The 22,530-nt window shown below is 66.7% G+C and carries 18 protein-coding genes; 1 reads left to right on the top strand and 17 read right to left on the bottom strand.

The features are described from left to right. Positions 1–67: 67 nt before the first annotated feature. On the top strand, positions 68–787 hold the full coding sequence (locus tag VF167_08645) for a polyprenol monophosphomannose synthase (GenBank protein ID HEX6925486.1): 720 nt from the start codon (positions 68–70) through the stop codon (positions 785–787). A 449-nt stretch (positions 788–1,236) separates the two neighbouring features. Here the strand turns inward: VF167_08645 and VF167_08640 are convergent, their stop codons facing one another. From VF167_08640 to VF167_08560, 17 genes are all read right to left on the bottom strand, one after another. Continuing rightward, positions 1,237–2,064: a rhomboid family intramembrane serine protease gene (locus VF167_08640; GenBank protein HEX6925485.1), complete on the bottom strand. Its 828-nt coding sequence runs from the start codon at positions 2,062–2,064 to the stop codon at positions 1,237–1,239. 80 nt (positions 2,065–2,144) lie between these two features. Beyond that, on the bottom strand, positions 2,145–4,004 hold the full coding sequence (gene uvrC / locus VF167_08635) for an excinuclease ABC subunit UvrC (GenBank protein ID HEX6925484.1): 1,860 nt from the start codon (positions 4,002–4,004) through the stop codon (positions 2,145–2,147). A 68-nt stretch (positions 4,005–4,072) separates the two neighbouring features. Beyond that, the gene (gene murJ, locus VF167_08630) at positions 4,073–5,731 is read right to left on the bottom strand and encodes a murein biosynthesis integral membrane protein MurJ (GenBank protein ID HEX6925483.1); all 1,659 of its coding nucleotides are present in this window, start codon (positions 5,729–5,731) and stop codon (positions 4,073–4,075) included. Next, on the bottom strand, positions 5,728–7,299 hold the full coding sequence (bshC, locus tag VF167_08625; protein ID HEX6925482.1) for a bacillithiol biosynthesis cysteine-adding enzyme BshC: 1,572 nt from the start codon (positions 7,297–7,299) through the stop codon (positions 5,728–5,730). The genes murJ and bshC overlap by 4 nt, the downstream gene beginning before the upstream one ends. A 97-nt stretch (positions 7,300–7,396) precedes the next feature. Continuing rightward, positions 7,397–7,864 carry a 23S rRNA (pseudouridine(1915)-N(3))-methyltransferase RlmH gene (rlmH, locus tag VF167_08620; GenBank protein HEX6925481.1) on the bottom strand — a complete coding sequence of 156 codons (468 nt, stop codon included), beginning with the start codon at positions 7,862–7,864 and terminating at the stop codon, positions 7,397–7,399. Beyond that, positions 7,861–9,456: an L-aspartate oxidase gene (nadB, locus tag VF167_08615; protein ID HEX6925480.1), complete on the bottom strand. Its 1,596-nt coding sequence runs from the start codon at positions 9,454–9,456 to the stop codon at positions 7,861–7,863. Before nadB ends, rlmH begins: the two co-directional genes overlap by 4 nt. Continuing rightward, positions 9,453–10,481 (bottom strand): tetraacyldisaccharide 4'-kinase, encoded by a 1,029-nt coding sequence (gene lpxK / locus VF167_08610; protein HEX6925479.1) that lies wholly within the window; start codon positions 10,479–10,481, stop codon positions 9,453–9,455. The genes nadB and lpxK overlap by 4 nt, the downstream gene beginning before the upstream one ends. A gap of 4 nt (positions 10,482–10,485) precedes the next feature. Continuing rightward, the gene (locus VF167_08605) at positions 10,486–11,160 is read right to left on the bottom strand and encodes a lysophospholipid acyltransferase family protein (protein HEX6925478.1); all 675 of its coding nucleotides are present in this window, start codon (positions 11,158–11,160) and stop codon (positions 10,486–10,488) included. After that, on the bottom strand, positions 11,157–12,314 hold the full coding sequence (gene lpxB / locus VF167_08600; GenBank protein HEX6925477.1) for a lipid-A-disaccharide synthase: 1,158 nt from the start codon (positions 12,312–12,314) through the stop codon (positions 11,157–11,159). The genes VF167_08605 and lpxB overlap by 4 nt, the downstream gene beginning before the upstream one ends. Continuing rightward, positions 12,314–12,445 (bottom strand): hypothetical protein, encoded by a 132-nt coding sequence (locus VF167_08595; protein HEX6925476.1) that lies wholly within the window; start codon positions 12,443–12,445, stop codon positions 12,314–12,316. The genes lpxB and VF167_08595 overlap by 1 nt, the downstream gene beginning before the upstream one ends. Further along, positions 12,420–13,409, bottom strand: a complete 990-nt coding sequence (locus VF167_08590; GenBank protein ID HEX6925475.1) for a Gfo/Idh/MocA family oxidoreductase — start codon at positions 13,407–13,409, stop codon at positions 12,420–12,422. Before VF167_08590 ends, VF167_08595 begins: the two co-directional genes overlap by 26 nt. Beyond that, positions 13,406–14,206, bottom strand: a complete 801-nt coding sequence (gene lpxA, locus VF167_08585) for an acyl-ACP--UDP-N-acetylglucosamine O-acyltransferase (GenBank protein ID HEX6925474.1) — start codon at positions 14,204–14,206, stop codon at positions 13,406–13,408. Before lpxA ends, VF167_08590 begins: the two co-directional genes overlap by 4 nt. Before the next feature lie 3 nt (positions 14,207–14,209). After that, positions 14,210–15,499: a UDP-3-O-acyl-N-acetylglucosamine deacetylase gene (gene lpxC, locus VF167_08580; protein ID HEX6925473.1), complete on the bottom strand. Its 1,290-nt coding sequence runs from the start codon at positions 15,497–15,499 to the stop codon at positions 14,210–14,212. 43 nt (positions 15,500–15,542) lie between these two features. Next, positions 15,543–16,568, bottom strand: coding sequence for a UDP-3-O-(3-hydroxymyristoyl)glucosamine N-acyltransferase (lpxD, locus tag VF167_08575; protein ID HEX6925472.1), 1,026 nt, complete (start codon positions 16,566–16,568; stop codon positions 15,543–15,545). Positions 16,569–16,994: 426 nt separating this feature from the next. Then, positions 16,995–17,555: an OmpH family outer membrane protein gene (locus tag VF167_08570; protein ID HEX6925471.1), complete on the bottom strand. Its 561-nt coding sequence runs from the start codon at positions 17,553–17,555 to the stop codon at positions 16,995–16,997. 18 nt (positions 17,556–17,573) lie between these two features. Next, a complete protein-coding gene (gene bamA, locus VF167_08565; GenBank protein HEX6925470.1) occupies positions 17,574–20,051 on the bottom strand; it encodes an outer membrane protein assembly factor BamA in 2,478 nt (825 codons plus the stop codon). Continuing rightward, positions 20,048–22,522, bottom strand: a complete 2,475-nt coding sequence (locus VF167_08560; protein HEX6925469.1) for an ATP-dependent Clp protease ATP-binding subunit — start codon at positions 22,520–22,522, stop codon at positions 20,048–20,050. Before VF167_08560 ends, bamA begins: the two co-directional genes overlap by 4 nt. Positions 22,523–22,530 lie beyond the last annotated feature (8 nt).

The raw sequence follows: 22,530 nt of genomic DNA, 5'->3' as shown, positions 1-22,530 counted from the left end.
CCGGGCTCGCAAATCCCGTAACAATACCGGCGGTGCCGGCCAACTTCAAGCATTTATCGGCCTTCAATTGCCCCGCTCCCTGGTCATCGTTCCCACGTACAACGAGCGCGAGAACCTGCCGCGGCTGGTGCCGATGATCCTGGCGCAGGATCCGTCGCTGGAGGTCCTGGTCGTCGACGACGCCTCGCCGGACGGCACGGGCGACTTGGCGGAGGAGATGGCGGAGCGGGAGCCGCGGCTGCACGTGCTGCACCGGGAGGGAAAGCTGGGGTTGGGAACGGCCTATCTGGCGGGGTTTCGCTGGGGCTTGGATCGCGGCTACGACTATCTCTTCGAGATGGACGCCGACTTTTCCCATGATCCCGCGCACCTGCCGGAGTTCCTGGAGGCGATCGAGGAGGCCGACCTGGTGCTCGGCTCGCGCTACTTGCACGGTCGGGTCACCGTGGTCAACTGGCCGATTGGCCGGCTGTTGCTGAGCTACTTCGCCAACGTCTACGCCCGCGTGGTGACCGGCCTGCCGCTCGCCGACGCCACGGGCGGCTTCAAATGTTTCCGCCGGGAGGTGCTGGAGGCGCTGGAGCTGGAGCGGGTGGAGTCGAACGGCTACGCCTTCCAGATCGAGATGAGCTTTCGGGCCTGGAAGAAGGGGTTCCGCATCAAGGAGATCCCGATCATGTTCGTGGATCGGAACATCGGCGAGAGCAAGATGTCGAAGAAGATCGTGCGCGAGGCGGTGTGGCGGGTGTGGCGCCTGAGGTGGTTGGCGATGACGGGGAAGCTGTAAGGGGGACACGGGGAAGCGATCCTGCGTGATCCTCTGCGGTTGATCGCTGGGTGGCGTGAAGATCCCTCCGAGCATCCAAGCGCAGTTCACGTGTGTTCGTATAATGGGGATTATGTAAACTACAATCGGGGAAAGGCGTGGAAAACTTCCCGAGCTCCCCCACTTTCCCCACCGGCTAGCGCTCGATCTTTCGCAAAGCACAGAGCGCAAACCGCCGAGTCGTACGCGAGGGTTACAAGGGCCGCCCCTCAGAGGGGCTCATCCCTGCCGGCACCCGCGTGATCGTCATGCGGAAACAAATCCGCCGACTTCCTACCCGCTCTTCCGGCCTCCCAGCGCGAAAATCCCTCAGAAACGCGCTAAACGTCCGAGAGGAGTCCATCCATCCGGGAGGACTCCTCTCGAGGAGATCGCGCCTCAGAAACGAATTCTGAAGGCCGTTTTTCGGCTCAGTTCGAGCGGAACTTGCGGCTCGCCTCTTCGAGCCGCGCGCGCTCCTCGGGGGTGAGCGATGCCATTCCGCCACGCGAGATCTTGTCCAGGATGCGGTCCACGTCGTCCAGCGAGCGGTGCAGCTCGCGCGTTCTCGCCGAATTGGGCGTCGCGGTGGCCGCGGACTCGGTCTTCTCCCGCCGCGCGAAGAGCGGCTTGCTGGGCTTCGCGGGTTTGGGCGACTGGTAGACCTGGCCCCAGGCGGACGGCGCCAGCCGACTCTTCAGGTAGACGAAGGCGGTCAGCGCCCCACCCAGGTGCGCCAGGTGTGCGACCCCGGAGCGCCCGCCACTCAACGCGAACAGCACGCTCAGCGCCACCAGTCCGCCGACCAGCCACTTCGCCTTGATCGGGAAGATCCCGTAGAGATGGATGGGACTTTCCGGCCAGTACACCGCGAAAGCCACCATCAGGCCGTACACCGCCCCGGAAGCACCTACGATCCCCGTGTTGGGGAAGATCATCGACAAGGCCGCCGCCCCCAGGCCGCACAGCAGGTAGAACTTCAGGAACTCACGCGATCCCCATCGCTCCTCCAGCACCGGGCCGAAGAAGAAAAGCACCAGCATGTTGAAGAAGACATGCAGGAAGCCCCGGTGCACGAACATGTACGTCACCAGCGTCCATGGCTGCGTCAGAATCCGCGACGGGATGAACGCCAGGTACGGCTCGAGCCCACCGAACGCCAGCAGGAGGATGAACATCACCCCGTTGGCGATCAGCAATCGCCTTACCCAGGGGGTGAGCATGAAGCCGAAGGGATTCGAGTACGATGGGTACGCCATGGGTGCGCCGATGCTACCGGAGGGGAGGAATACGTATTGGTAAAACACCGGCCGCTTCTGGCCGGTTCCTCAGCGTCGGGTCAGTTCCCCGGCACCGTCGCATCCCCTCCCGCGATGTGCCGCAGAACCACTCGCGCCAGCCCCGGACCGATCCCGGGCACGCGCGCGATCTCCGCCTCCGACGCTGCACGCAACGCCCGGACCGAGCCGAAGTGTTCGAGCAGCGCCCGCTGCCGCGCGATGCCGACTCCCGGGATCTCCGCCAGCGACGACTGGATGGTGCGGCGCGTCCTCAGCTTGCGGTTGTACGTGACCGCGAAGCGGTGAGCCTCGTCCCGCAGTCGTTGCAGCAGCCGAAGCGCCGGAGAGCGTCGCGAGAGCCGGATCGGCGCCGGGCGGCCCGGCGCGTAGACCTCCTCTTCCCGCTTGGCCAGGCTGACCGTCGGCTGATGGCCCAGGTCCAGCGCTTCCAGCGCTTTACGGGCCGCCGCCAGCTGCCCCTTCCCGCCGTCGATCACCACCAGGTCGGGAAGCGGCTTCCCTTCCTCCTGCCGCCTGCGGAAGTATCGCGCCACCGCTTCCTCCATCGAGCGGAAATCGTCGTTCCCCCAGTCGCCCTTGATGCGGAAGCGGCGATACTCCGATTTGTCCGGCCTCCCGCCTGAGAAGACCACCGCCGACGCGACGGTCTCGCTCCCCTGGGTGTGCGAGATGTCGAAGCAGACGATGACGCGCGGAACGGTGCTCAGCTCGAGTGACTCCTGCAGGTCGTACAGGGCATCCGGAGCCCGGTCCAGGCCGGCATTGTCCAGCAGTTTTTTCTCCTCGAGCAGATGCCGCGCATTCTGTGAGGCCAGCCCGACCATCCGGACCTTCTCTCCCCGCATCGGCACCCGCAGCCGGACGACCCTCCCGGCGCGCTCGCGGAGCAGGCCCTCCAGCACCAGCCGATCCTCGAAATCCGTGGGCAGCAGCACTTCCGGGGGTAGCTCCTCCGCCGCCGCCATGGACTCCAGGGTGTAGAAGCGGGTCACGAAGGTGGCCAGCACCGCGGCGTCCGCCTCCTCTTCCAGGTTGTCGAGGAAGATGGTCTCCCGGCCGAGCAGCTTCCCCTCGCGGACCTTCATGACCACACCGCAAGCCACGTCTCCGTCGCGGGCGATGCCCACGACGTCGCGGTCCGACCCGGAGATGTCCACCACCTTCTGCTGGTTTTCCAGCTGGGCGAGCTGCCTGAGCGCGTCGCGCAACTCGGCCGCGCGCTCGAACTGCATCGCCTCCGCGGCCTGCACCATCTCGGCATGGATCCGCTCGGCCGCACGGCGCGTGTGTCCCCCCAGGATGTCCAGCACCTCATCGATCATCCTGCGGTAGTCGGCCTCACTCTGAAGGCCCACGCAGGGTGCCAGACAGCGTCCGATGTGGTAGTCCAGGCAGGGGCGAGCCGGACCCTCCGTCGGAAGGCGGTAGTGACACGAGCGAACCGTGTACAGCCGCTTCACCACGTCCAGGACGTGACGCATGCGCCGCACGTCGGTGAAGGGCCCGAAGTACCGGGAGCCGTCGCGCTGCAGTTTGCGGGTCACCAGCACGCGCGGGAAAGGCTCCCCTACTGTAACCTTGACGTAGGGGTAGGTCTTGTCGTCACGCAGGGAGATGTTGAAGCGCGGCTGGTACTCCTTGATGAGGTTGTTCTCCAGGATCAGCGCCTCCGCCTCCGAGCCGACCACGATCGTCTCGAAGTCGCGGATCCGCCGCACCAGCTCGCGCGTCTTCAGCGACTCCGAGTGGTCGGAGTTGAAGTAAGAGCGAACGCGCGACCGCAGGGAGCGGGCTTTGCCCACGTACAGAACCTCACCATCCTCCCCCTTCATCAGGTACACACCCGCGCGAGTGGGAAGGTGGCGCAGCTTCTCCTGGATGGTTTCGGACACTCTCATACCACAGGGACACGGCAAGGCGGCAACCCTCCATGGTACCCCGGAATCCTCGTCCGTTTCCGTGAGGGTCAGCGCCGACGAAGGTGGTGAAGGCGGCTCGCCAGGCCCTGAATCTCTTCCAGGCGCAGCATTGCCGCGGCGGCGAAATACACCACGCCATAGACCGCGACCACGGCCAAACCGAGGATGCGCACGTCGAGGGGTGGCAGGAAAAGGCGGACGCCCCATCCCGCCGCCGCGGCCGCCAACGCGGCGACGAACATGCGCGTGACCGTTGCCGCTCCCGCCCCCACCGGTCCGATCCGCTGCCGCAACGCGCGCTTCAATAATCCCCACTCGAGCCATGAGGCGATTCCCGATCCGGCGGCCAGCCCCACTGCGCCCAGCGGCTGCCCTCCGATGCTCACTCCGGCGAAGACGCCGGCAGGGATGCCCAGCCGGCTGATCGGCTCGAACTGGATCATCAGCACGATCGCAAGGACGGCGGCCACGACGACACGGACGGTCGCGAAGCGTGCAGGCGTGCGGGTGTCGCGCAGGGCGAAGAAGGTGGAGTTCATCAGCCGCGCACCTGTGGACGCCATCAGGCCTATGGAGAAGGCGATCAGGATGGCGTGCACGAACCTGGTGTCGCTGGCGTCAAACTCCCCGCCGCTCTGAAAGAGCATGGCGACCAGCAGGTCTCCGAGCAGGACGAACGCAACGAAGGAGGGTACGACGTAGAAGGCAATGCGCTGCAGCGCAGCGCTGGCTCGTCGGCGCAACTCCTCGGTGGCGGCGGTGCGCTGCCGCGCGAGCTCGGGCAGCTCGGCCGCGGCGACGGACATGCCGAACAGGCTGACCGGCAGCAGATACAGCACCTGCGCGAAGCCGATCGCCGCCAGGGCTCCATGGAACAGGAAGGTGGCCAGGAAGGTGTCGACGTAGCCGCTCACCTGCACCACCCCGCGACCCATGATGGCCGGTCCGGCGTTCCGCACGGTCTCGCGAACTTCGGGAAGCCGCGTATCCCAACGCACTTTCAGGCTTCGCTCCAGTCGCAGGACCCAGGGCAGCTGGATCAGGAACTGGAGAAGGCCGCCGATCAGCGCCCCCCAGGCCAGGGCGATCACCAGCCGATCGAGGCTCAGCCGGCCGCCCAGCAGGATCATCGTGGCGATCATCGCCCCACTCCAGATCACCGGGGCGACGTATGAGAGGAAGAACTTGCGGTGGCTGTTAAGGATTCCCAGGGTCCAGGCGTACAGCACCAGCACCCCGGTCATGGGGAAGATGATGCGGGTGACGGTGATCGTGAGCTCCCGCTTCTCCCCCGTGAAGCCCGCCAGAAAGATGCTGACGAGCACCGGGGCGAAGATGATCCCGAACAGTGCCAGGGCAGCCGCGATCGCGACCAGCAGGGCGAACACCGCGCCCGCCACCCGCCCGGCTTCTTCCTCCTTTCCTCTCTCCAGCAGCTCTGAATAGATCGGAATGAAGGAGGCGCTCAGCGTCCCCTCGCCGAGCAAGTTCTGCAACGCGTTGGGGAGGCGCAGACCGGCACGGAAGACGTCGGCGTAGAGGGTCACGCCGAAGTAATACGCGAATACGCTTTCCCGGATGAGCCCGGAGACGCGGCTCAGCAGAATTCCTGCCGCCACCAGCGAAGAGGCGGCACCGCCTCCCCTCGATGGGGTCGGCCGGATAGGAGGAGCCGCCTCGGCTCCTTCGCCCATGCTCGCGCTCATCGCAGGTCGACCCGGATCTCCTCGTAGATCCGGGTCAGCAGCGACAGACCATGGCGCCCGAGAAAGGGAATCACGTTGAGTACGCGATCCTGCGGCTTCCCGTCAGGCCGGAGGTGAGCCAGCAGACGATCGAGCTGCCCGATCCGCACCCCTTCCTTCCGCTTGATGTGCTGGGTGATCTTCTTCTCGCTCTCCGAGACCCGGGTCAGCGCCTCGTTCCGCAAACGCGCGAGCGCTCCTTCCAGGGTGGGATCGATCCGCTTCGATTCCTCGATCAGGATCCGATACCCCTCCGTGAGGCTACGCCCCAGCTCCGTCAGGGTGGAGCGCACGGTGTCCGGCACCGAATCCTGCGCCAGCAGCTCCACCAGCTCGTGCCGAGGCCGCGCCAGCTGCTCCGGCTCGAGCTCCAGCTTCTCCAGCAGCCGCCGCATCGGCATCTCCACCAGCAGCAGCGAGGCGCGCGGCGCGACTACGGGCGGCTCCATGCCAAAAGCCGGAAAGAGTCCGGCAATCTGGGCGAAGTAGTTGATCTCTCCCGGGCCTCCGACGTACGAGATGGTGGGAAAGACCGCGCTCTCCACTACCGGCCTGAGGAAGACGTTGGGGCTGAAGCGGCCGGGGTCCGCCTCCAGCTCCTGGTGCAGCGCCGCCGGCGTCATCGGCTCCGTCCCCTCCCCGACCCGGTAACCGTCGCCATCACGGTAAATCCGCTCCCTTCCCGCGGGGCCATACCGGAAGACGTTCGTCGCGCCCTCCAGCACCGCCACCTGCCCCCGGTAACCCGCGCTCTCGATGGCGCGAGTGCGCTCCGCCAGCAACCGCTCGTGCTCCCGGCTCCGCTCCAGCGCCTCGGCCAGTAGCCCGGCCGAGCCCCGCTTCACCGCCGGGTGCGCCGCATCGGTCATACAGAAATCGAACGGCGCCAGCAGTCGACCCAGTAGCTCCGTGAAGGCCCCCGCCACCGACTTTTCGGGTCGATATGCCTCTCGAATCCAGTTCAATAGATATTCGTTATCAGTATTTCCTACAAGGAAGTCCGATGATTCTTCTAGAATGATTCGAGCGTCATCATCGATGAGCACGTGGCTCATCGGAGTGGGAACGGAGGGGGCGCGGGTGAGCTGCACGCGGCGGATGCCGTCGCGCACGATCGACAGGTATGCGTGGTTGACCTCTTCCCAGTCGTGGTCCTCCGAGGCGGTCCAGAAGACGGGGAGGACCAGCATGCCCAGTCTTCGCTCCAGTTCCTGGGCGAGACGGGCGGCGGTCAGCGCTTTGTAGATCGTGAACAGGGGACCGGTCAGCAGTCCCGCCTGTTGACCGGTGGTCACCATGACGCCGCCCTCCTCCACGAACCGCTCCAGTCGCTGGCGCGCTGTGGGCGACGTCGGGGTCAGCGCCTCGGCCGCACGGGCGCGTGCCGCCGCGTCGAAGCGGCGGGTGACCGACTCGGCGCGTCGACGGTAGCTCTCCAGCTCCCGCGGGTCGCTGCCGTAGAATTCCAGCGCCGAGGGCACTCCGTTCAGATAATCTGTCACCAGGGCCGGTCCGGAGACCGGTTGCACTCTGATCTCGATGCTCAGCGATTCCTCCGGTGCCGGCGGGCGCCATCAGCGGGCCCGCACGAGAGGGCCTCCGGATAGGCCCGCTCAAGAATAGTATTCACTTGTGATACGGTTCCCCTCGCAGGATCGTCCCCGCCCGGTAGAGCTGTTCCGTGATGACCAGCCTCGCCAGCTCGTGCGGCAGGGTCATCGCGGAGAGCGACAGCTTGCGATCCGCTCGCTCGAGCACCTGCGGAGACAAACCATACGCGCCCCCGATCACCAGCGTTGCGCCGGGGTGTGCGCTCACCGCCAGGGACTCCAGATGATGCGCTAGCTCCTCGGAGCTCCACTGGGTGCCCCGCCGATCCAGCGCAATCACCTCGCTCCCCGGTGGAACGCGCGCGAGTAGCCGCTCCCCCTCCGCCGCCATCACCTCCTCGGGCGAACGCCTCCCACCTCCCGGCTCCTCCTTCACCTCCACGACCTGCAACGAAAAGTAATGACGGATCCGCTGCTCGTATTCACGAATCGGATCCGCCATCGGCCCCCTCACCTTCCCGACCACCAGCAGGGTCAGCTTCACGACGGCGCGCCCCCGCGCGACAGCACCGTATCGCGCAGGCACCGCTCGTTGTCGCGAAACGGATAATCCAGGTTGTAGTGAAGGCCGCGGCTCTCCTTACGGCTCTGGGCGCTGCGAATGATCAAAAGAGCAGTCTGTATCAGGTTTCGCAACTCAATCAGCTCGGGCTGCGGCTGACACTTCCGCCACAGGCGGTCGTACTGCACGGCGATCTCCTCCATCCGCCCCCGCGCCAGGGCAAGCCGCTCGTCGTTGCGCACGATTCCGACCAGGTCCCACATCAACGAACGCACCTCCTCGCGGTCGTGCACCAGCAGCACCGCTTCCACGGGCGCGTTCCCGGGATTGTGACCGCCGTCACGCGGGGGGATCGGCGCCATGCGACCCAGGTTCTCTTCCAGCGTCTCCGCGGCACGATGTGCGAACACCAGTGCCTCGAGCAGGGAGTTTGAGGCCAGCCGATTGGCTCCATGGACACCGGTGCAGGAGGTCTCGCCGATGGCGAAGAGGCGGGGGAGGGTTGTGCGCCCATGGGTATCCGTGAGCACTCCGCCGCATTGGTAGTGGGCGGCCGGGACCACCGGGATGGGCTCCTTCAACATGTCGATCCCCCGCTCCCCCGTCACCCGCAGAATGTTGGGGAAGCGCTCCCGGATCTCGTCATCGGGAATCGGCGAGCAATCGAGCAGGACGTAAGGGTCGCCCGTCCGCTTCATCTCTCGGTCGATCGCCCTCGCAACCACGTCCCGCGGGGCCAGCGAGGCGAGCGGGTGATAGCTGTCCATGAAGGCCGTGCCATCGCGGCGCCTCAGGACGGCCCCTTCGCCACGGACGGCTTCGGAGATGAGGAAGGTCTGCTCCTGCGCCGGGTAGAGTGCGGTGGGGTGGAACTGCACGAACTCCATGTTGGCGATCGCGGCCCCGGCCCGGTACGCCATGGCGATCCCGTCTCCGGTTGCGATCCCGGGGTTGGTCGTATGCCGGTAGACCTGGCCGCATCCGCCGGTGGCGAGCACCACCGCTCGCGCTTCCACCGGGTAGAGGCGACCTCCATTCGGGCCCAGCACCATCGCCCCTACGCAACAGGTCTCCCCCGTTTCGGGGTCTTCCCCTGTGAGCAGGTCTACCGCGATGTGGTTCTCCAGCAGTTCCACGTTGGGTGATTCCGCGACCGCCTCGAGCAGCGCGCGCTCGACCTCCCGACCGGTCAGATCCTGCGCGCGAACGATACGGCGGCGGGAATGCCCCCCTTCCCGCCCCAGCGAGAGTTTGTTTCCCTCCCGCGAGAACTGCACGCCGATGTCGATCAACTCGCGGACGCGCTGCGGACCCTCGCGGACGAGCACGTCCACCGCGTCCGCGTGACAGAGACCGGCTCCGGCCACGAACGTGTCGGCCGCGTGCAGCCGCGGAGAGTCGTCAGGCGCGAAGACGGCGGCGATACCGCCCTGCGCGTAGTTCGTGCTCGACTCCGGACGATCCTTCTTGGTAATCACCGCGACCCGGGCAAAGCGCGCCGCCTTCAGCGCGAAGAACAGACCGGCGCTGCCCGTCCCGATCACCAGGATGTCCGCCTCTCGCCTCTCGCTCATTCGCTCAGTGCCCTCCGAAGCGCCGCGTCCAGGACGTCACCACCCTTCTCCACCGTCAGCTCCTGACTCACCGTCCAACCCTGCACCTCCGGCGGGAGAAGCCGGCGCAGCTTCACCGCTTCCTTGAGGGTCATGACCAGCGGCCGGTTTCCCACCCGCGCCGCAATCTCCAATGCATCCGCCGAACTGAACTCGTGGTGATCCGGATACGCGGCCAGCTCGACCTGCGCGCCGCAGGCTCGCAACTGGGCGACGAACGGCTCCGGATGCGCCAGTGACGTTACCGCGAGAACCGCCCGTCCCGCCAGCCACCCCGGCGAGACACGCTCGACCGTCGCGCCACCCATCCTCGACAACTCTCCCATCGCGAGCCGGCACTCGATGATCCGAGCGGCATCGACCCAGCACCCCACCACCCTCACCAGTTCGCCCACGGCTCGGTCGTCGGCAGCCTTGCGAGTCACCACCACCAGGTCCGCCCGACGGAGCGCCCCCAGGTCTTCGCGCCAGGGGCCACGCGGAAGGAGTCGCACCTCTCCGGTCCAGCCATCCGCGGTGAGCAGGACGACGTCCAGGTCCCGCTGGATGGCGCGATGCTGGAACCCGTCGTCGAGGATGACCACGTCGCTGCCCCGGGCAGCCGCCTCCCGCACCCCCTCGATCCTCGCTCGCGCCGCGTGCACGGGGACGTCGGGGTTCAGCTCACGGTGGACGAGGATCTCGTCGGCTCCGTAGCCGCGCAGCACGATCGCCGGGCGGCGACCATACTCATGCAGGCGGCCTGCGACCCACGCCGCAAAGGGGGTCTTCCCTGCCCCGCCCACTCCCAGGTTTCCCACGCTGATCACCGGAATGGGCGCCCGCTCACTCCGCAGCAATCCGGAATCGAACGCCCGGTTTCGGGCAGCGACGATCCCGCGAAAGAGCTGTTCAGCCGGCCACAGGGCAGCGCTGGCGCCGCGTCCGACCCACCCCGCCTCTCCTCGCCACCACCTCGGCACCCACTCTCGCAGCCCCGGCGCCATCCCCTCAACCCTCCCGGTCGACCCGGGCGGTCAGCTCGTTGAGGCTCTGCTCGAGCTGGGCCGCCAGCCGCTGGATCTCGCTCTCGCCTGCCTCCGGAGGCACGAAGAGGGGCTCCCCATAAGCCAGGTGAATCCGGGCAAATGGCCTGGGGACGAGGAAGCGATCCCAACCCTCGAACCACCAGGCCTGGCGCGTTCCGGCCGTCACCGGGATCAGCGGCACTCCCGCCCGCTGGGCGGCGAAGAGAGGACCGGTCTTCATCTTCTGGCGCGGTCCTCGAGGGCCGTCCGGGGTGACGGCGAGCCCTACGCCCTCCCGTAGCAGCCGCACCATCTGCAGCAGCGCCGAGGCACCCCCGCGCGAGCTCGAGCCGCGCACCACCCTGAATCCCCACTTCTCCACTACTCCGGCGATATAGTCGCCATCACGGTGGCGGCTGATCAACGTCGCCAGGCCGTGATGTCGGTGATAATAGGCGCAGGGGAGCAACCGTCCGTGCCAGAGCACGTAGATAGCCGGCCGGCCGCTGCCGATCCAGGCATCGTAGTACTGCACCCCGGAGCGCTCGAAGCGCGTCGTGCGCATCAGGGTGGTCAGCAGGGTGCCACCGAGCCGCGACACGATCCGTACGCTCCGCGGCGGGCGCGCCTCCTTACCCCGCTGCGTCAGCCTTGTCATCTCCCCAGCAGCGCCGCGGCGTCCTCGGCGACGCGCCGGGCGGCTCCTTCTCCCCCGAGCCTCGCCCGCACCCGCCGCAATCCTTCCACCATCCGCTGACGCTCGGATGAATGCAGGTCGAGCAGCGGGAGCGCTGCGTCGCGGAGGGTCTCCGGGGTCGCTGCTTCCTGCACCAGCTCCGGGGCGAGCCGTTCCTCGGCCACCAGGTTCGCGAGGGCGATGTGGGGCACCTTCACCAGCCGACGCGCGATGCGATACGAGAGCGGGTTCATACGGTAGGCGACGACGAACGGTGTCTCGGCCAGCGCCGCCTCGAGCGTGGTGGTACCGGATTTCACCAGTGCGGCCGTGGTATGGTGAAGGAGGGCTCGAGGATCATCCGCGAGCGGCCAGCGAGCCCCGGCGAACACCTCCCGATCCAGGTCGGGTGAGGCCCCGATGATCGGCTGCACCTCCGGCCGCTCCCGCTGCACGGCCGCCGCCGCAGCGTTGAAGAGGTCCAGGTGTCGTCGGACTTCCTGCGGCCTGGAGCCGGGAAAGAGAGCGAGCACCGGGCGTTGGGGATCCAGCCCCCATCCTCGCAGCACCTCCTCACGCGGGCGCGACGGCGCCGGTAGGTCCAGAAGGGGATGGCCGACGAACTTGGCGGAGGCCCCGGCCTTTCGCAGAAACTCCTCTTCGAACGGCAGGATCACCGCCACTTCGTCGGTGTCGCGTGCGAGGTCGGCGGCTCGCGAGGCGTGCCACGCCCACACCTGAGGAGCGATGTAGTACAGCACCTTCACCCCCCGGTCGTGGGCGAAGCGCGCCAGGCGCAGGTTGAAGCCCGGGTAGTCGATCGGGATGACCAGGTCGACGCGCTCGCGCTCGACCACGGAGAACACCCGCCTCCTGAGCTTCACGAAGAACGGGAGCCGGGCCGCGACTTCGGCAAACCCCATCACCGCGAGATCTTCAACCGTCGCCAGGAGCTCGACGCCTTCCGCGACCATGCGCGCTCCCCCGAGCCCGATCAGCCGCACCCCGGGAATGCGCTCCCGTAACGCGCGGGCGAGCCCCGCACCGTGAAGGTCGCCGGAAGGCTCGCCCGCCGAGATGAAGATCAGGGGCGCCCTCGAGCGCCCCCGTCCGTCGGTATCCGCTGTCAACGTCACTACAGGCCACCCAGCCACCAGATGAGCGCGAGCACCAGGATGAGCAGAGCCACCAGCCGCCACACGGGCATGCCTCGCTTCAGCCCGGAGCCTACCGCTCGACGCTCACGACGCACTCGCATGAGAGACATGTTCTTCGCTCCGCTGCATGATCTCGAGCGCGACCGCCAGTGCACGACGCCCGTCCTCACCGCTCACCACCAGCTCGGCGTCTCCCTTCACCGCGGCCACGAACGATTCCAGCTCGGCTCGGAGCGGCTCCTTGCCGTCGCCTCCCAGCTCCACTCGCTCCACGATCTCGGAGAGTCGCGGCATCTCCCCCGTGAAATTTCCCAGCACGACGCCCTCGCGAATGCGGAGAAATTCGCCAGTGCCTGCCGCCAGGTCCAGGCTGAGGTAACCGGACGGCTGGAAAAGGCGGATCTTGCGCATCCGGTCGCGCGAGACCCGGCTGGCGGTAATGTTGGCGACCGCGCCTCCCTCGAAGCGAAGCCGCGCGTTGGCGATGTCCACGTTCGGGGTGAGCACCGGCACGCCCACGGCGTCGACCTGGGCCACCGGGGCGCGCAGCAGGCTCAGCACGAGGTCGATGTCGTGGATCATGAGGTCCAGCACCACCGCGACGTCGGTGCCGCGCGGATTGAACGGCGCCAGCCGGTGCGATTCGACGAAGCGCGGGGAGTGCACGAAGCGCTCGGCCGCGCGCACCGCCGAGTTGAACCGCTCTACGTGCCCGGTGCCGATCAGCAATCCCCGGGCGGACGCCGCGTGCACGATTTCGTCCGCCTGCTCGAGGTTGGTGGCAAGCGGCTTCTCGATGAGCAGGTGCACGCCGCGACGCAGCGCCTCCATGGCCACACCGTGGTGCGACACGGTCGGCACCGCCACGATCGCGGCCTCGACTTGCTCGAGCAGATCCTCGATTGTCGGGAAGGAGCGCACCCCGAGCTCACGGGCCACCTCTTCAGCGCGCTGCGGGTTGGAGTCGAAGATGCCCACCATCCGCGCACCGGGGACCTCGCGCAGAATCCGAGCGTGGTGAAAGCCGAGGCTGCCGACCCCCACCACTCCGACCGGCAGCGCCGCGGTGGTCATACCGACACCCCTCGCCCGCTCTCCTCGAAGAAGGCCAGGAAGGTCTCGATCTCCGGAAGGGAGCGAAGCTCGTCGCGGGCCCGCGCGAGCGCCTGCGTGGTGTTGTACGACGAAGCGAAGAAGAGGCGGTACGCCCGCTTGAGCTCCCGGCGCACCTCTTCTGAGAAGCCGCGGCGCTGCAGCCCCACCGTGTTCAATCCGTAGAGCTGCATCGGGCTCCCGGAGGCTTTCACGAAGGGCGGCACGTCCTTTCTCACTGCCGAGGCGCCCCCCACGAAGGCATGGCACCCGATGCGGACGAACTGGTGGATCTGCGTGCCACCCCCCACGATCGCCCAGTCCTCGATGGTCACGTGACCACCCATGTTGACAGAGTTCGACAGGATCACCCGATCGCCGATCTGGCAATCGTGGGCGACGTGCGTGTACGCCATCAGCAGGCAATCGCTACCCACGGTGGTGCGACCGAGCGCGCTGGTACCCCGATTCAGGGTGGCGTACTCACGGATCACGGTGCGGTCGCCGATCACCAGCTTCGTCGGCTCCCCGTCGTACTTGAGGTCCTGAGGATCGGTCCCGATCACCGCGCCTTTGTGGAACACGCAATCGGCTCCGACGGTCACGTCGCGCTCGATCAGCACGTGCGGACCGATACGCGTGCGCGGGCCGATGGAGACCCCCGGTCCCACGATGCTGTAGGGGCCGATCGTGACGCCTTCGCCGATCTGTGCGCTCTCGTCGACGATTGCGGTGGGGTGAATCCCCCCGGAAGCGGAATGTGGTGCGTGCGCGCTCATTCTTCAGCGATCCACCACGCGCGCCATCATGTCCGCCTCCGCGACCACCTGCCGATCCACGATCCCCACACCCCTCATCTTGGCGGTGTGCCCACGGATCTGGACGACCTCGACCTCGAAGCGGATCTGGTCGCCCGGAGTCACCGGGCGGCGCCACTTCACGTTATCGAGCGACATGAAGTAGACAATCTTGTCTTCGGGGTTCTCGATCATGTCCATCACCAGCAGGCCACCCACCTGGGCCATCGCCTCGATGATCAGCACCCCCGGCATGATCGGGTGTCCCGGGAAATGCCCGACGAAGAACGGCTCGTTGATGGTGACGTTCTTCAGCCCCACGATCCGCTTCCCCTCCTCATATTCGATCACGCGATCGACGAGAAGGAAGGGGTAACGATGCGGGAGATACTGTAGGATCTGCTGGATGTTCAGGATCGGGCGCGCGAGCGCCTTGCGCTCCGCCCGTGCCTGGATCTCGCGGACGAGCTCCACGTTGCCGCGGTGGCTCGGCCGGTGCGCGATCACGTGACCCTCCAACCGCGCCCCCAGCAGGGCCAGGTCGCCGATGAGGTCGAGCGTTTTATGGCGCACGAACTCGTCCGGGAAGCGCAGGTCCGTTCCCTCGTGCAGTCCTTCGTCGGTGAGGACGATGGCGTTCTCGGGGCTTCCGCCGAGCGCGAGGCCGCGACTCTTCAGCGCCTCCACCTCGCGGACGAAACCGAACGTCCGCGCGGGAGCGACCTGCGCCGCGTACCGCTCGGGATCCACCTCGATCGAAAAGTACTGCTGACGGATCCGCGGGTGGTCGAAGTCGATCGTGGTAGAGATGCGATAGCTCGAGGCAGGCGCGACCACATACTCCGCATCACCCTCCTGGACGGAGAAGGTGTCGGAGATCTGGATGATGCGCACCGGGGCGTCCTGCTCCTCGATTCCGCAACCCTGCAGGAGCTCCAGGAAGGGCTGCGCGGAGCCGTCCACGGCGGGAGGTTCTGGCCCGTCCAGCTCGACGATCAGGTTGTCGATCCCCGCTCCGATCGCCGCCGAAAGGATGTGCTCCACCGTGTGGACGCGGGCTTCCCCCACGGCGAGGGTGGTGCCGCGATCGGTATCAACCACGTTGGCAACCGAGGCCTCGACCTCGCTCGCCCCTTCGAGGTCGGTGCGGCGGAACACGATCCCGCGGTCCACGGGGGCGGGTCGCACACGCAGCCGAGCCTCGATACCGGTGTGAAGGCCGGTCCCCCGCAGCTCCCCTTCTCGGGATACGGTCCGTTGTCTCGGTGTGCTCATTCCTATCAACGACGCGTCGAACGCTTCTGTCGAATTAACCGGCTCATTTCCCCAGCCCCAGGTGCTTCTCCAGGGCCTGGACACGACGATACAGCTCCCCGAGCTTCGCGATGAGCCCCTGGGAGCGCATGGCCTCCCGATGCGGACGCGCGGGATACCCGGAGTAGGTAGCCCCTGGCGGTACGTCACCGATCACGCCCGCCTGCCCGCCCACCCGGGCCCCGGCTCCGATGGTCAGGTGGCCTGCCACCCCGACCTGGCCGGCGAGGACCGCCCCGTCGCCCACGGTGGTGCTACCGGAGATCCCCACCTGCGACACGAGGATCACATGGCGACCGATGCGATCGTTGTGCCCGAGCTGGACGAGGTTGTCGATCTTGGTGCCGTCTCCCACCACTGTGTCGCCGACAGAACCCCGATCGATGGTGGTGTTGCACCCCACCTCAACGTCGTTGCCGAGCACGCATCCGCCGACCTGAGGGAGCTTGCGATGGCCCCCGTCGACCCAGACGAAGCCAAAGCCCTCCTTGCCGATCCGCGCTCCGCTGTGGATCACGCAACGCTCTCCGAGCACGACTCCCGGGTAGAGCGTGGCCTGCGAATGGATGATGGAGTCGTTGCCAACGCGGGCGCCTCGTCCCACCACCGCGTGCGCCCCGACCCGCACCCGGTCTCCCAACCGCGCTCCTCGCTCCACCACCGCGAAGGGGCCGATGTGCACGTTTTCGCCCAACTCGACGTCCTCCTCCACCACCGCCGTGGCGTGCACGCCCGGCTCCACGGGCTCCGGCGGATGAAGGATGGGAAGCACGCGGTACAGCGCCACGTGCGGGTCCTTCACCGTGATGGTCGCCAGCCCCTCCGGCACGCGATCCACCAGCGATCCCGGCACCAACAGGGCCCCCGCCCGGGTGCCCTGAACATACGGGAGGTACCGGGGGTTGGCAACAAATGAAAGGTGCTCCGGACCGGCCAGATCGACAGGCGCGACGCCGATGATCGTGTGGTCCGGATCCCCGTTCAGTACACCACCGACGCGCTCGGCGACGGCGGAAAGGGTGAGGGGCATGGACAGATGCTCGGAAGTTTCAGGATCAGGAGTATTCTTCGGATTCGCGCCGTCGGCGAGCCAGGAGCCAGCAGAAGGAGCTAGGAGCTAGAAGCTAGAAGTTCCCCTCCCGCCGGCTTCAACTCCAGAGTATTGACTTCGTTACGGCTACAGGACGGCTAGGAGCGTCGGCGAAGATATCATCTCGCCGCCCACACAGGAACCGCCCACGCTCATTCTGGCTCCTGGCTTCTGGCTGCTCCCCTTCCCCTTCCCACCAATTCCTCACCCACCTCCTAACTCCTACCTCCCAACTCCCTCAGGCTAGGCAGTAGGGAACGAAGAAGGAGACTACGCTTCTTCCCGAAATCCCTTCCAAAAAACTCCCGCGCCCCCATCCCCGGAGGCGCGGGACCATTCTTTCACACTTCCCTTTCCCGACCTTACTCAATTACCCGTCCCCGATCCCGAGCTGCTGGTTCCCGATCCCTCCCTCAGCTTGGCCAGAACCTGTTCGGTCACGTTGAGCGAGGGGTCGGCGGCAACGATCACGCTGCCCGCGGAGGCGTCGAAGATCATCGTGTAGCCGCCCTCCTTGCGGACCTCTTCGATCACGCCCGCGATCTTTTGCATGACCGGGCCGAGCAACTCCTGCTCGCGGCGCTGGACGGTCTGCTGGAGCTCGGCGGCGCGCTGCTGGTAGGCCACGAACTTCTGCTGCAGCTCCTGCTGCCGCTGCTGCCGGGCGTCGGCGGAGAGGCTGGACTGCTGCCGCTCGTAGTTGGTCTGCAGCGAATCCAGCTCCGCCTCCAGCCGCTCCAGCTCCTGGCGATAGCCCTGCAGCTCGCTTTCCAGGCTCTGCCGGGCCCGCGAGGCCTCCGGTGCTTGGGCGACGATCTGGTTCGTGTTCACGAATGCGAACTTCTGTGCCTGAGCCGCCGCATCCCCCGCCGCAAACAGCGAGAGGCCAAGCACCGTCAGCGAAGCCGCACCAAACAAACGCATCATCCTGTTCGCTCCGTTGGGTTAGAATCCGGCCGGGTTGATCTTGAAGTGGAATTTCCAACCCGGGTCGGGTCGGTCGAAGCCATACGCCATGTCGACTCCCAGCGGACCGAACGGGGTTACCACCGTGGCCCCGATTCCCATGCTTCGGTACAGACGCGTCGGGTTGATGAGCCGCGGATCGTTCCAGATGTTCCCTCCCTCGGCAAAGATGGAAGCCGAGAGGTTGTCATTGAACCGAATCGCGTACTCGCCCGAAACCGTCAGGAACACATCACCGAGGCGCTGAGCACTCGAGATCCCGCCAACGTCCCGCTCGAAGATGCCGAACGGCGTCACCGTCGATTCCTCGTAGCCGCGCAGCGGCTCACCCCACTGCGTGCCGCCGAGGAAGAATCGGCTGAAGGGGAAGGCGTCGGCGTTGCCGAAAACCGCGCCGGTCCGTGCCTTCAGGCCGATCGTCGTCATCGCCCCACCACTCCCCGTCTCCGAATCGCCGCCGATCGAGCCCACGGGCACCCACCATTCCGCGTCGGAGGTGAGCTTCTGGAAATTGCCGTCGCCGCCCAGCGGGCCTCCGGTCTGCTCCAGCGTGAGGTTCTGCCGTGTTCCCGCAGTCGGGAAGATCGGGTGGTTCTTCGTGTCCCGGGTCACCGCCAGCGAGAGCGTGCTCGCCGTGGCCGCCGGCTGACAGAAGATGTTGCCGATCCCGCTCGCCGTTTCGCAGGACTCACCCTCGCGGGCTTCATAGCTATAGCGCGAAAGCGAGTAGCCCAGGAAAGCGCGGGTCCAGCGCATGCCGAAGATGGGGAAGCCCCAGCGGAAGCTCCCACCGGTCCGCATGTACCGGCCGTCCGAGAAGCTGATGCCGCGGAAGCGGTCATCGGTGTGGAAGAGCGAGATGCTCGCTGAGTTCCTGGACCCCATCACCGCCGGGTCCGTGTACGAGGCGGTGAATGAGGTGCGCCCCCACCCGTATTCGCCCCGGATATCCGCCTGCTTGGCCTGGCCGAAGAGGTTCGGCTGGCTGTATCCAAGGAAGCCGGAGAGACCTCCGGCCCGCCCGTACCCACCGCCACCGATGGCGGTACCGAAGTTGATCGATCCGGTCTGCTTCTCCGTCACCTTGAAGGTGATATTCACCGTCCCCGAGGCCTCGTCAGGCGTGATGCTCGGGGTCGGCAGCGGGGTCTCGAAGAAGCCGAGTGCGGCGATGGAGCGGTAGCTATCCAGCAGCCGCGCCTCGCTGTAGATGTCGCCGGGGAAGATCAGGAGGCGGTCCCGGATCACCGACTCGTGGGTATAGGTGTTCCCCTCGATATTGACCTGGTTGACGTAGAACGGCCGGTCCTCGTTGATCGCCAGCGTGACGTTCACCTGTGGCGGGCCGTCCTCCGTTTCCACTCGCTCCACCTGGGGAACGACCTGGGCGTAAAGGTAGCCCTGGTTATTGTACATCTGGCGGATCTCGTTTACCGCCGCATCGAGCGCCGCCTGGTCGAAGACCTCTCCTGCTTCACGCGTGTCGGTGCCGCCGAACGGCAGGCCCAGCACCGATCGCCGCTGCGAGGTAAAGACGCGCTCTAGCTGCTCGGAGGGGAAATGGGAAGCACCCCGGACCGCGAATTCGCCGAGCCGGTATTGCGGTCCCTCACGAACCTCGACGGTCAGCCGCGCTTTACCGCTCTCCGGGTCCACCACCAGCGTATCGGAGACGACCGCGAAATCGATGAACCCATGCCGCCCGTAGAAGGTCGGGAGGTTCATCTGCAGATCCTCCTCCCAGCGGGCACGGTCGAACTTGCCCGTCCGGAACCAGAAGAAGCCCTCCTCCTTGGTACGGAGCGCCTTCTCCAGCTGACTGTCGGAGAATCGCTCGTTGCCGATGAACTCGATGTCGGCGATGCTGAGCCGCTCCCCTTCTCGCACGTTGAAGGTGAGGGTGAAGACGCCGGGACGGTTGGAGACGGGGGTGAGGGTGGTGTCGACCGAGAGGAGCTGCACGCCTTCCGCCGCGAGCATGTCGCGGATCATCTGCTCGGTCTTCACCACTATGTTCGGATTCAGCGGCTGCTCCCTGCCCAGGTCCAGGGTGTCGCGAATCCGGCCGCCGCTGACCCGCTCGAGGCCTTGGAAATCCACGCTCGCGACGAGCGGTCTCTCCTCGACCTCGATGATGATGTCAACCGCCCCCTGATTCGGATCTCCCTGCGAGAAGACCCGCACGTCGGAGAAGTTGTGGGTCGCCATCAGGCGGCGAATGGCGTTCTGCAGCAAGGTGGCGGTGAGCCGCTGTCCCGACTGCAGTGAGGAGGTCACCCGGATGGTCGCCGCGTCCACTCGCTCGTTGCCGCGTATGATGATGCTGTCGACGACAACCTCCGCGGGGGCGGCGGGCGGCGCAACGGGCTCCTGAGCCGCGGCGGCGATGGCACCCGTGAAGAGCGCCATCGCCGCGGCCAGGTATGCGACGAGTCTTCGGCCCGATACTCGAATCATGTCTTCGAAGAGGACGGTACCCTGAACGAGAGTGCCTCCCCACCTTCGGCGACACCGACCTCGATCTCGTCCCCCGGAGAGAACTCCGCCAGCAAGATCTTCTCGGAGAGCGGATCCTCCAGGTACCTCTGGATGGCACGCCGGATCGGACGTGCTCCGAACTTCTCGTTGTAGCCGTGCTCGATAATGAAGTTGATCGCCTCGTCGGTCAGCTTCAGGGTCAGCCGCTCCTCGTCCAGGCGGCGCTGCACCTCGTCGAGCAGGTTGCGAACGATCTGGGCGATATGCTCCCGGGTCAGCGGGTGGAAGACGATCACGTCGTCCAGCCGGTTGATGAACTCGGGATTGAACGCCCGGTTGATCTCGTCGTTGACCTTAGCCTCGATCGCCTCCAGCTGCGACTCCGTCGAAGGCGGGTGGAAACCGAGCCCCGCGCCCTTGCCGATGTCCCGGGCGCCCAGGTTCGAGGTCATGATCACGACCGTGTTCTTGAAGTCGATCACCCGGCCGTAGTTGTCCGTCAGATGGCCCTCGTCGAGCACCTGGAGCAGGATGTTGAAGACGTCGGGGTGCGCCTTCTCGATCTCGTCCAGCAGCACGACGGAGTACGGCTTGCGCCGGATCGCCTTGGTCAGCGTGCCCGAGTCCTCGTAGCCGACGTACCCCGGAGGCGCGCCGATCAGCCGCGAGACGGAGAACTTCTCCATGTACTCGCTCATGTCCACGCGGACCAGCGCTTCCTTGTCGGCGAACAGGAACTCCGCGAGCGCCCGCGCCAACTCCGTCTTCCCGACACCCGTCGGGCCGCTGAAGATGAAGCTGCCGATCGGACGGCGCGGGTCCTTCAACCCGGCCCGGCTGCGCCGGATCGCGCGGCTGATCGCCTTGATCGCCTCCTCCTGGCCGACGACCCGCTTGTGCAGCTCGTCCTCCATGTGGACCAGCCGCTCCGTCTCCGCCTCCTTGAGGCGGGTCACCGGGATCCCGGTCCAGCGGCTCACGATGAACGCGACGTCCTGCTCCGTGATCGTCGGGCGGTGGTTGCGCCGCTCCTGCTCCCACTCCTCCTGCTTGCGGCGGATCTCGCCCTGGAGCTCGCGCTCCCGGTCGCGGAGCTCCGCCGCGCGCTCGAAGTCCTGGTCGCGGATCGCCTCGTCCTTCTTCGCGCCCAGCGCCTCGAGCTGCTCCTTCAGCTCCGCCACCTCCGGCGGCGGCACCTGCGTCGCGAGGCGGGCGCGCGCGCCGGCCTCGTCGATCACGTCGATCGCCTTGTCCGGCAGGAACCGGTCGGTAATGTAACGCTCCGAGAGCCGCGCCGCCGCAACCAGCGTCTCGTCCGGGATCACCACCTTGTGGTGGTCCTCGTAGTGCTTCCGCAGCCCCTTCAGGATCTCGATCGTCTCATCGACCGACGGCGGGTCCACGATCACCGCCTGGAAGCGCCGCTCGAGCGCACCGTCCTTCTCGATGTACTTGCGGTACTCGTTCAGCGTCGACGCGCCCACGCACTGGAGCTCGCCCCGGGCCAGCGCCGGCTTCAGCATGTTGGACGCGTCGATCGCGCCCTCCGCCGCGCCCGCGCCGACCAGCGTGTGCAGCTCGTCGATGAACAGGATGATGTTCTTGTTCTGGGCGATCTCGTTCATGATCGCCTTCAGCCGCTCCTCGAACTGGCCGCGGTACTTCGTCCCCGCGATCACCGCCGCCATGTCCAGCGCCAGCACGCGATGGTCCCGCAGGCTGTCCGGGCAGTCGCCCTTGGCGATGAGCTGGGCCAGCCCCTCCACGATCGCCGTCTTGCCCACACCCGGCTCGCCGATCAGGACCGGGTTGTTCTTCTTCCGGCGACTCAGCACCTCCATGACCCGCTCGATCTCCTTGGCGCGGCCGATCGTCGGGTCGAGCTCGCCACCGCGCGCCAGCTCCGTCAGGTCGCGGCAGAAGTGGTCGAGCGCCGGCGTCTTGCTCTTCTTCTCGCCCTTCGGCGTCGGGCCGCCGCTCCCACCCGGGCCCGACGGCTGCGTCGGGTTCACGTCGCTGCCCAGCAGCTTCAGCGTCTGGGCCCGCGCCTCCTCGAGCGACACGCCCAGCGAGTTCAGGACCTGCGCCGCGATCCCCTTCTCCTCGCGCAGCAACCCGAGCAGCAGGTGCTCCGTCCCCACGTACGAGTGGTTCAGCTCCCGCGCCTCGGCCATGGCGTACTCGAGCACCTTCTTCGCGCGCGACGTGTACGGCAGCTCGCCCAGCGCGATCGTCGCCTTCCCCTTCCGGACCGACTCCTCGACCCGATCGTGGATCTGTTCCAGATCCACGTTCAGGTTCATCAGGACAGCGGCCGCCACGCCCTCTCCTTCCCGGATGAGCCCGAGCAGGATATGCTCCGTGCCCACGTAGTCGTGCTGGAGTCGGATCGCCTCCTCGCGTGCCATCGCGAGCACCTTTCGGACCCGGTCCGTGAAGTTGTAATTCATGGAAGCCC

Source organism: Longimicrobiaceae bacterium (assembly GCA_036375715.1).
Classification (GTDB): domain Bacteria; phylum Gemmatimonadota; class Gemmatimonadetes; order Longimicrobiales; family Longimicrobiaceae; genus DASVBS01.
Note: the sequence above shows the minus strand (reverse complement) of the source record. Positions and strands in the feature narration are given on the sequence as shown.

Coding starts and splice junctions, on each gene's coding strand:
- VF167_08640 (HEX6925485.1), bottom strand. CDS start 2,064: ATGGCGTACCCATCGTACTCGAATCCCTTCGGCTTCATGCTCACCCCC.
- uvrC (HEX6925484.1), bottom strand. CDS start 4,004: ATGAGAGTGTCCGAAACCATCCAGGAGAAGCTGCGCCACCTTCCCACT.
- murJ (HEX6925483.1), bottom strand. CDS start 5,731: ATGAGCGCGAGCATGGGCGAAGGAGCCGAGGCGGCTCCTCCTATCCGG.
- nadB (HEX6925480.1), bottom strand. CDS start 9,456: ATGAGCGAGAGGCGAGAGGCGGACATCCTGGTGATCGGGACGGGCAGC.
- lpxK (HEX6925479.1), bottom strand. CDS start 10,481: ATGGCGCCGGGGCTGCGAGAGTGGGTGCCGAGGTGGTGGCGAGGAGAG.
- VF167_08605 (HEX6925478.1), bottom strand. CDS start 11,160: ATGACAAGGCTGACGCAGCGGGGTAAGGAGGCGCGCCCGCCGCGGAGC.
- VF167_08595 (HEX6925476.1), bottom strand. CDS start 12,445: ATGTCTCTCATGCGAGTGCGTCGTGAGCGTCGAGCGGTAGGCTCCGGG.
- VF167_08590 (HEX6925475.1), bottom strand. CDS start 13,409: ATGACCACCGCGGCGCTGCCGGTCGGAGTGGTGGGGGTCGGCAGCCTC.
- lpxA (HEX6925474.1), bottom strand. CDS start 14,206: ATGAGCGCGCACGCACCACATTCCGCTTCCGGGGGGATTCACCCCACC.
- lpxC (HEX6925473.1), bottom strand. CDS start 15,499: ATGAGCACACCGAGACAACGGACCGTATCCCGAGAAGGGGAGCTGCGG.
- lpxD (HEX6925472.1), bottom strand. CDS start 16,568: ATGCCCCTCACCCTTTCCGCCGTCGCCGAGCGCGTCGGTGGTGTACTG.
- VF167_08570 (HEX6925471.1), bottom strand. CDS start 17,555: ATGATGCGTTTGTTTGGTGCGGCTTCGCTGACGGTGCTTGGCCTCTCG.
- bamA (HEX6925470.1), bottom strand. CDS start 20,051: ATGATTCGAGTATCGGGCCGAAGACTCGTCGCATACCTGGCCGCGGCG.
- VF167_08560 (HEX6925469.1), bottom strand. CDS start 22,522: ATGAATTACAACTTCACGGACCGGGTCCGAAAGGTGCTCGCGATGGCA.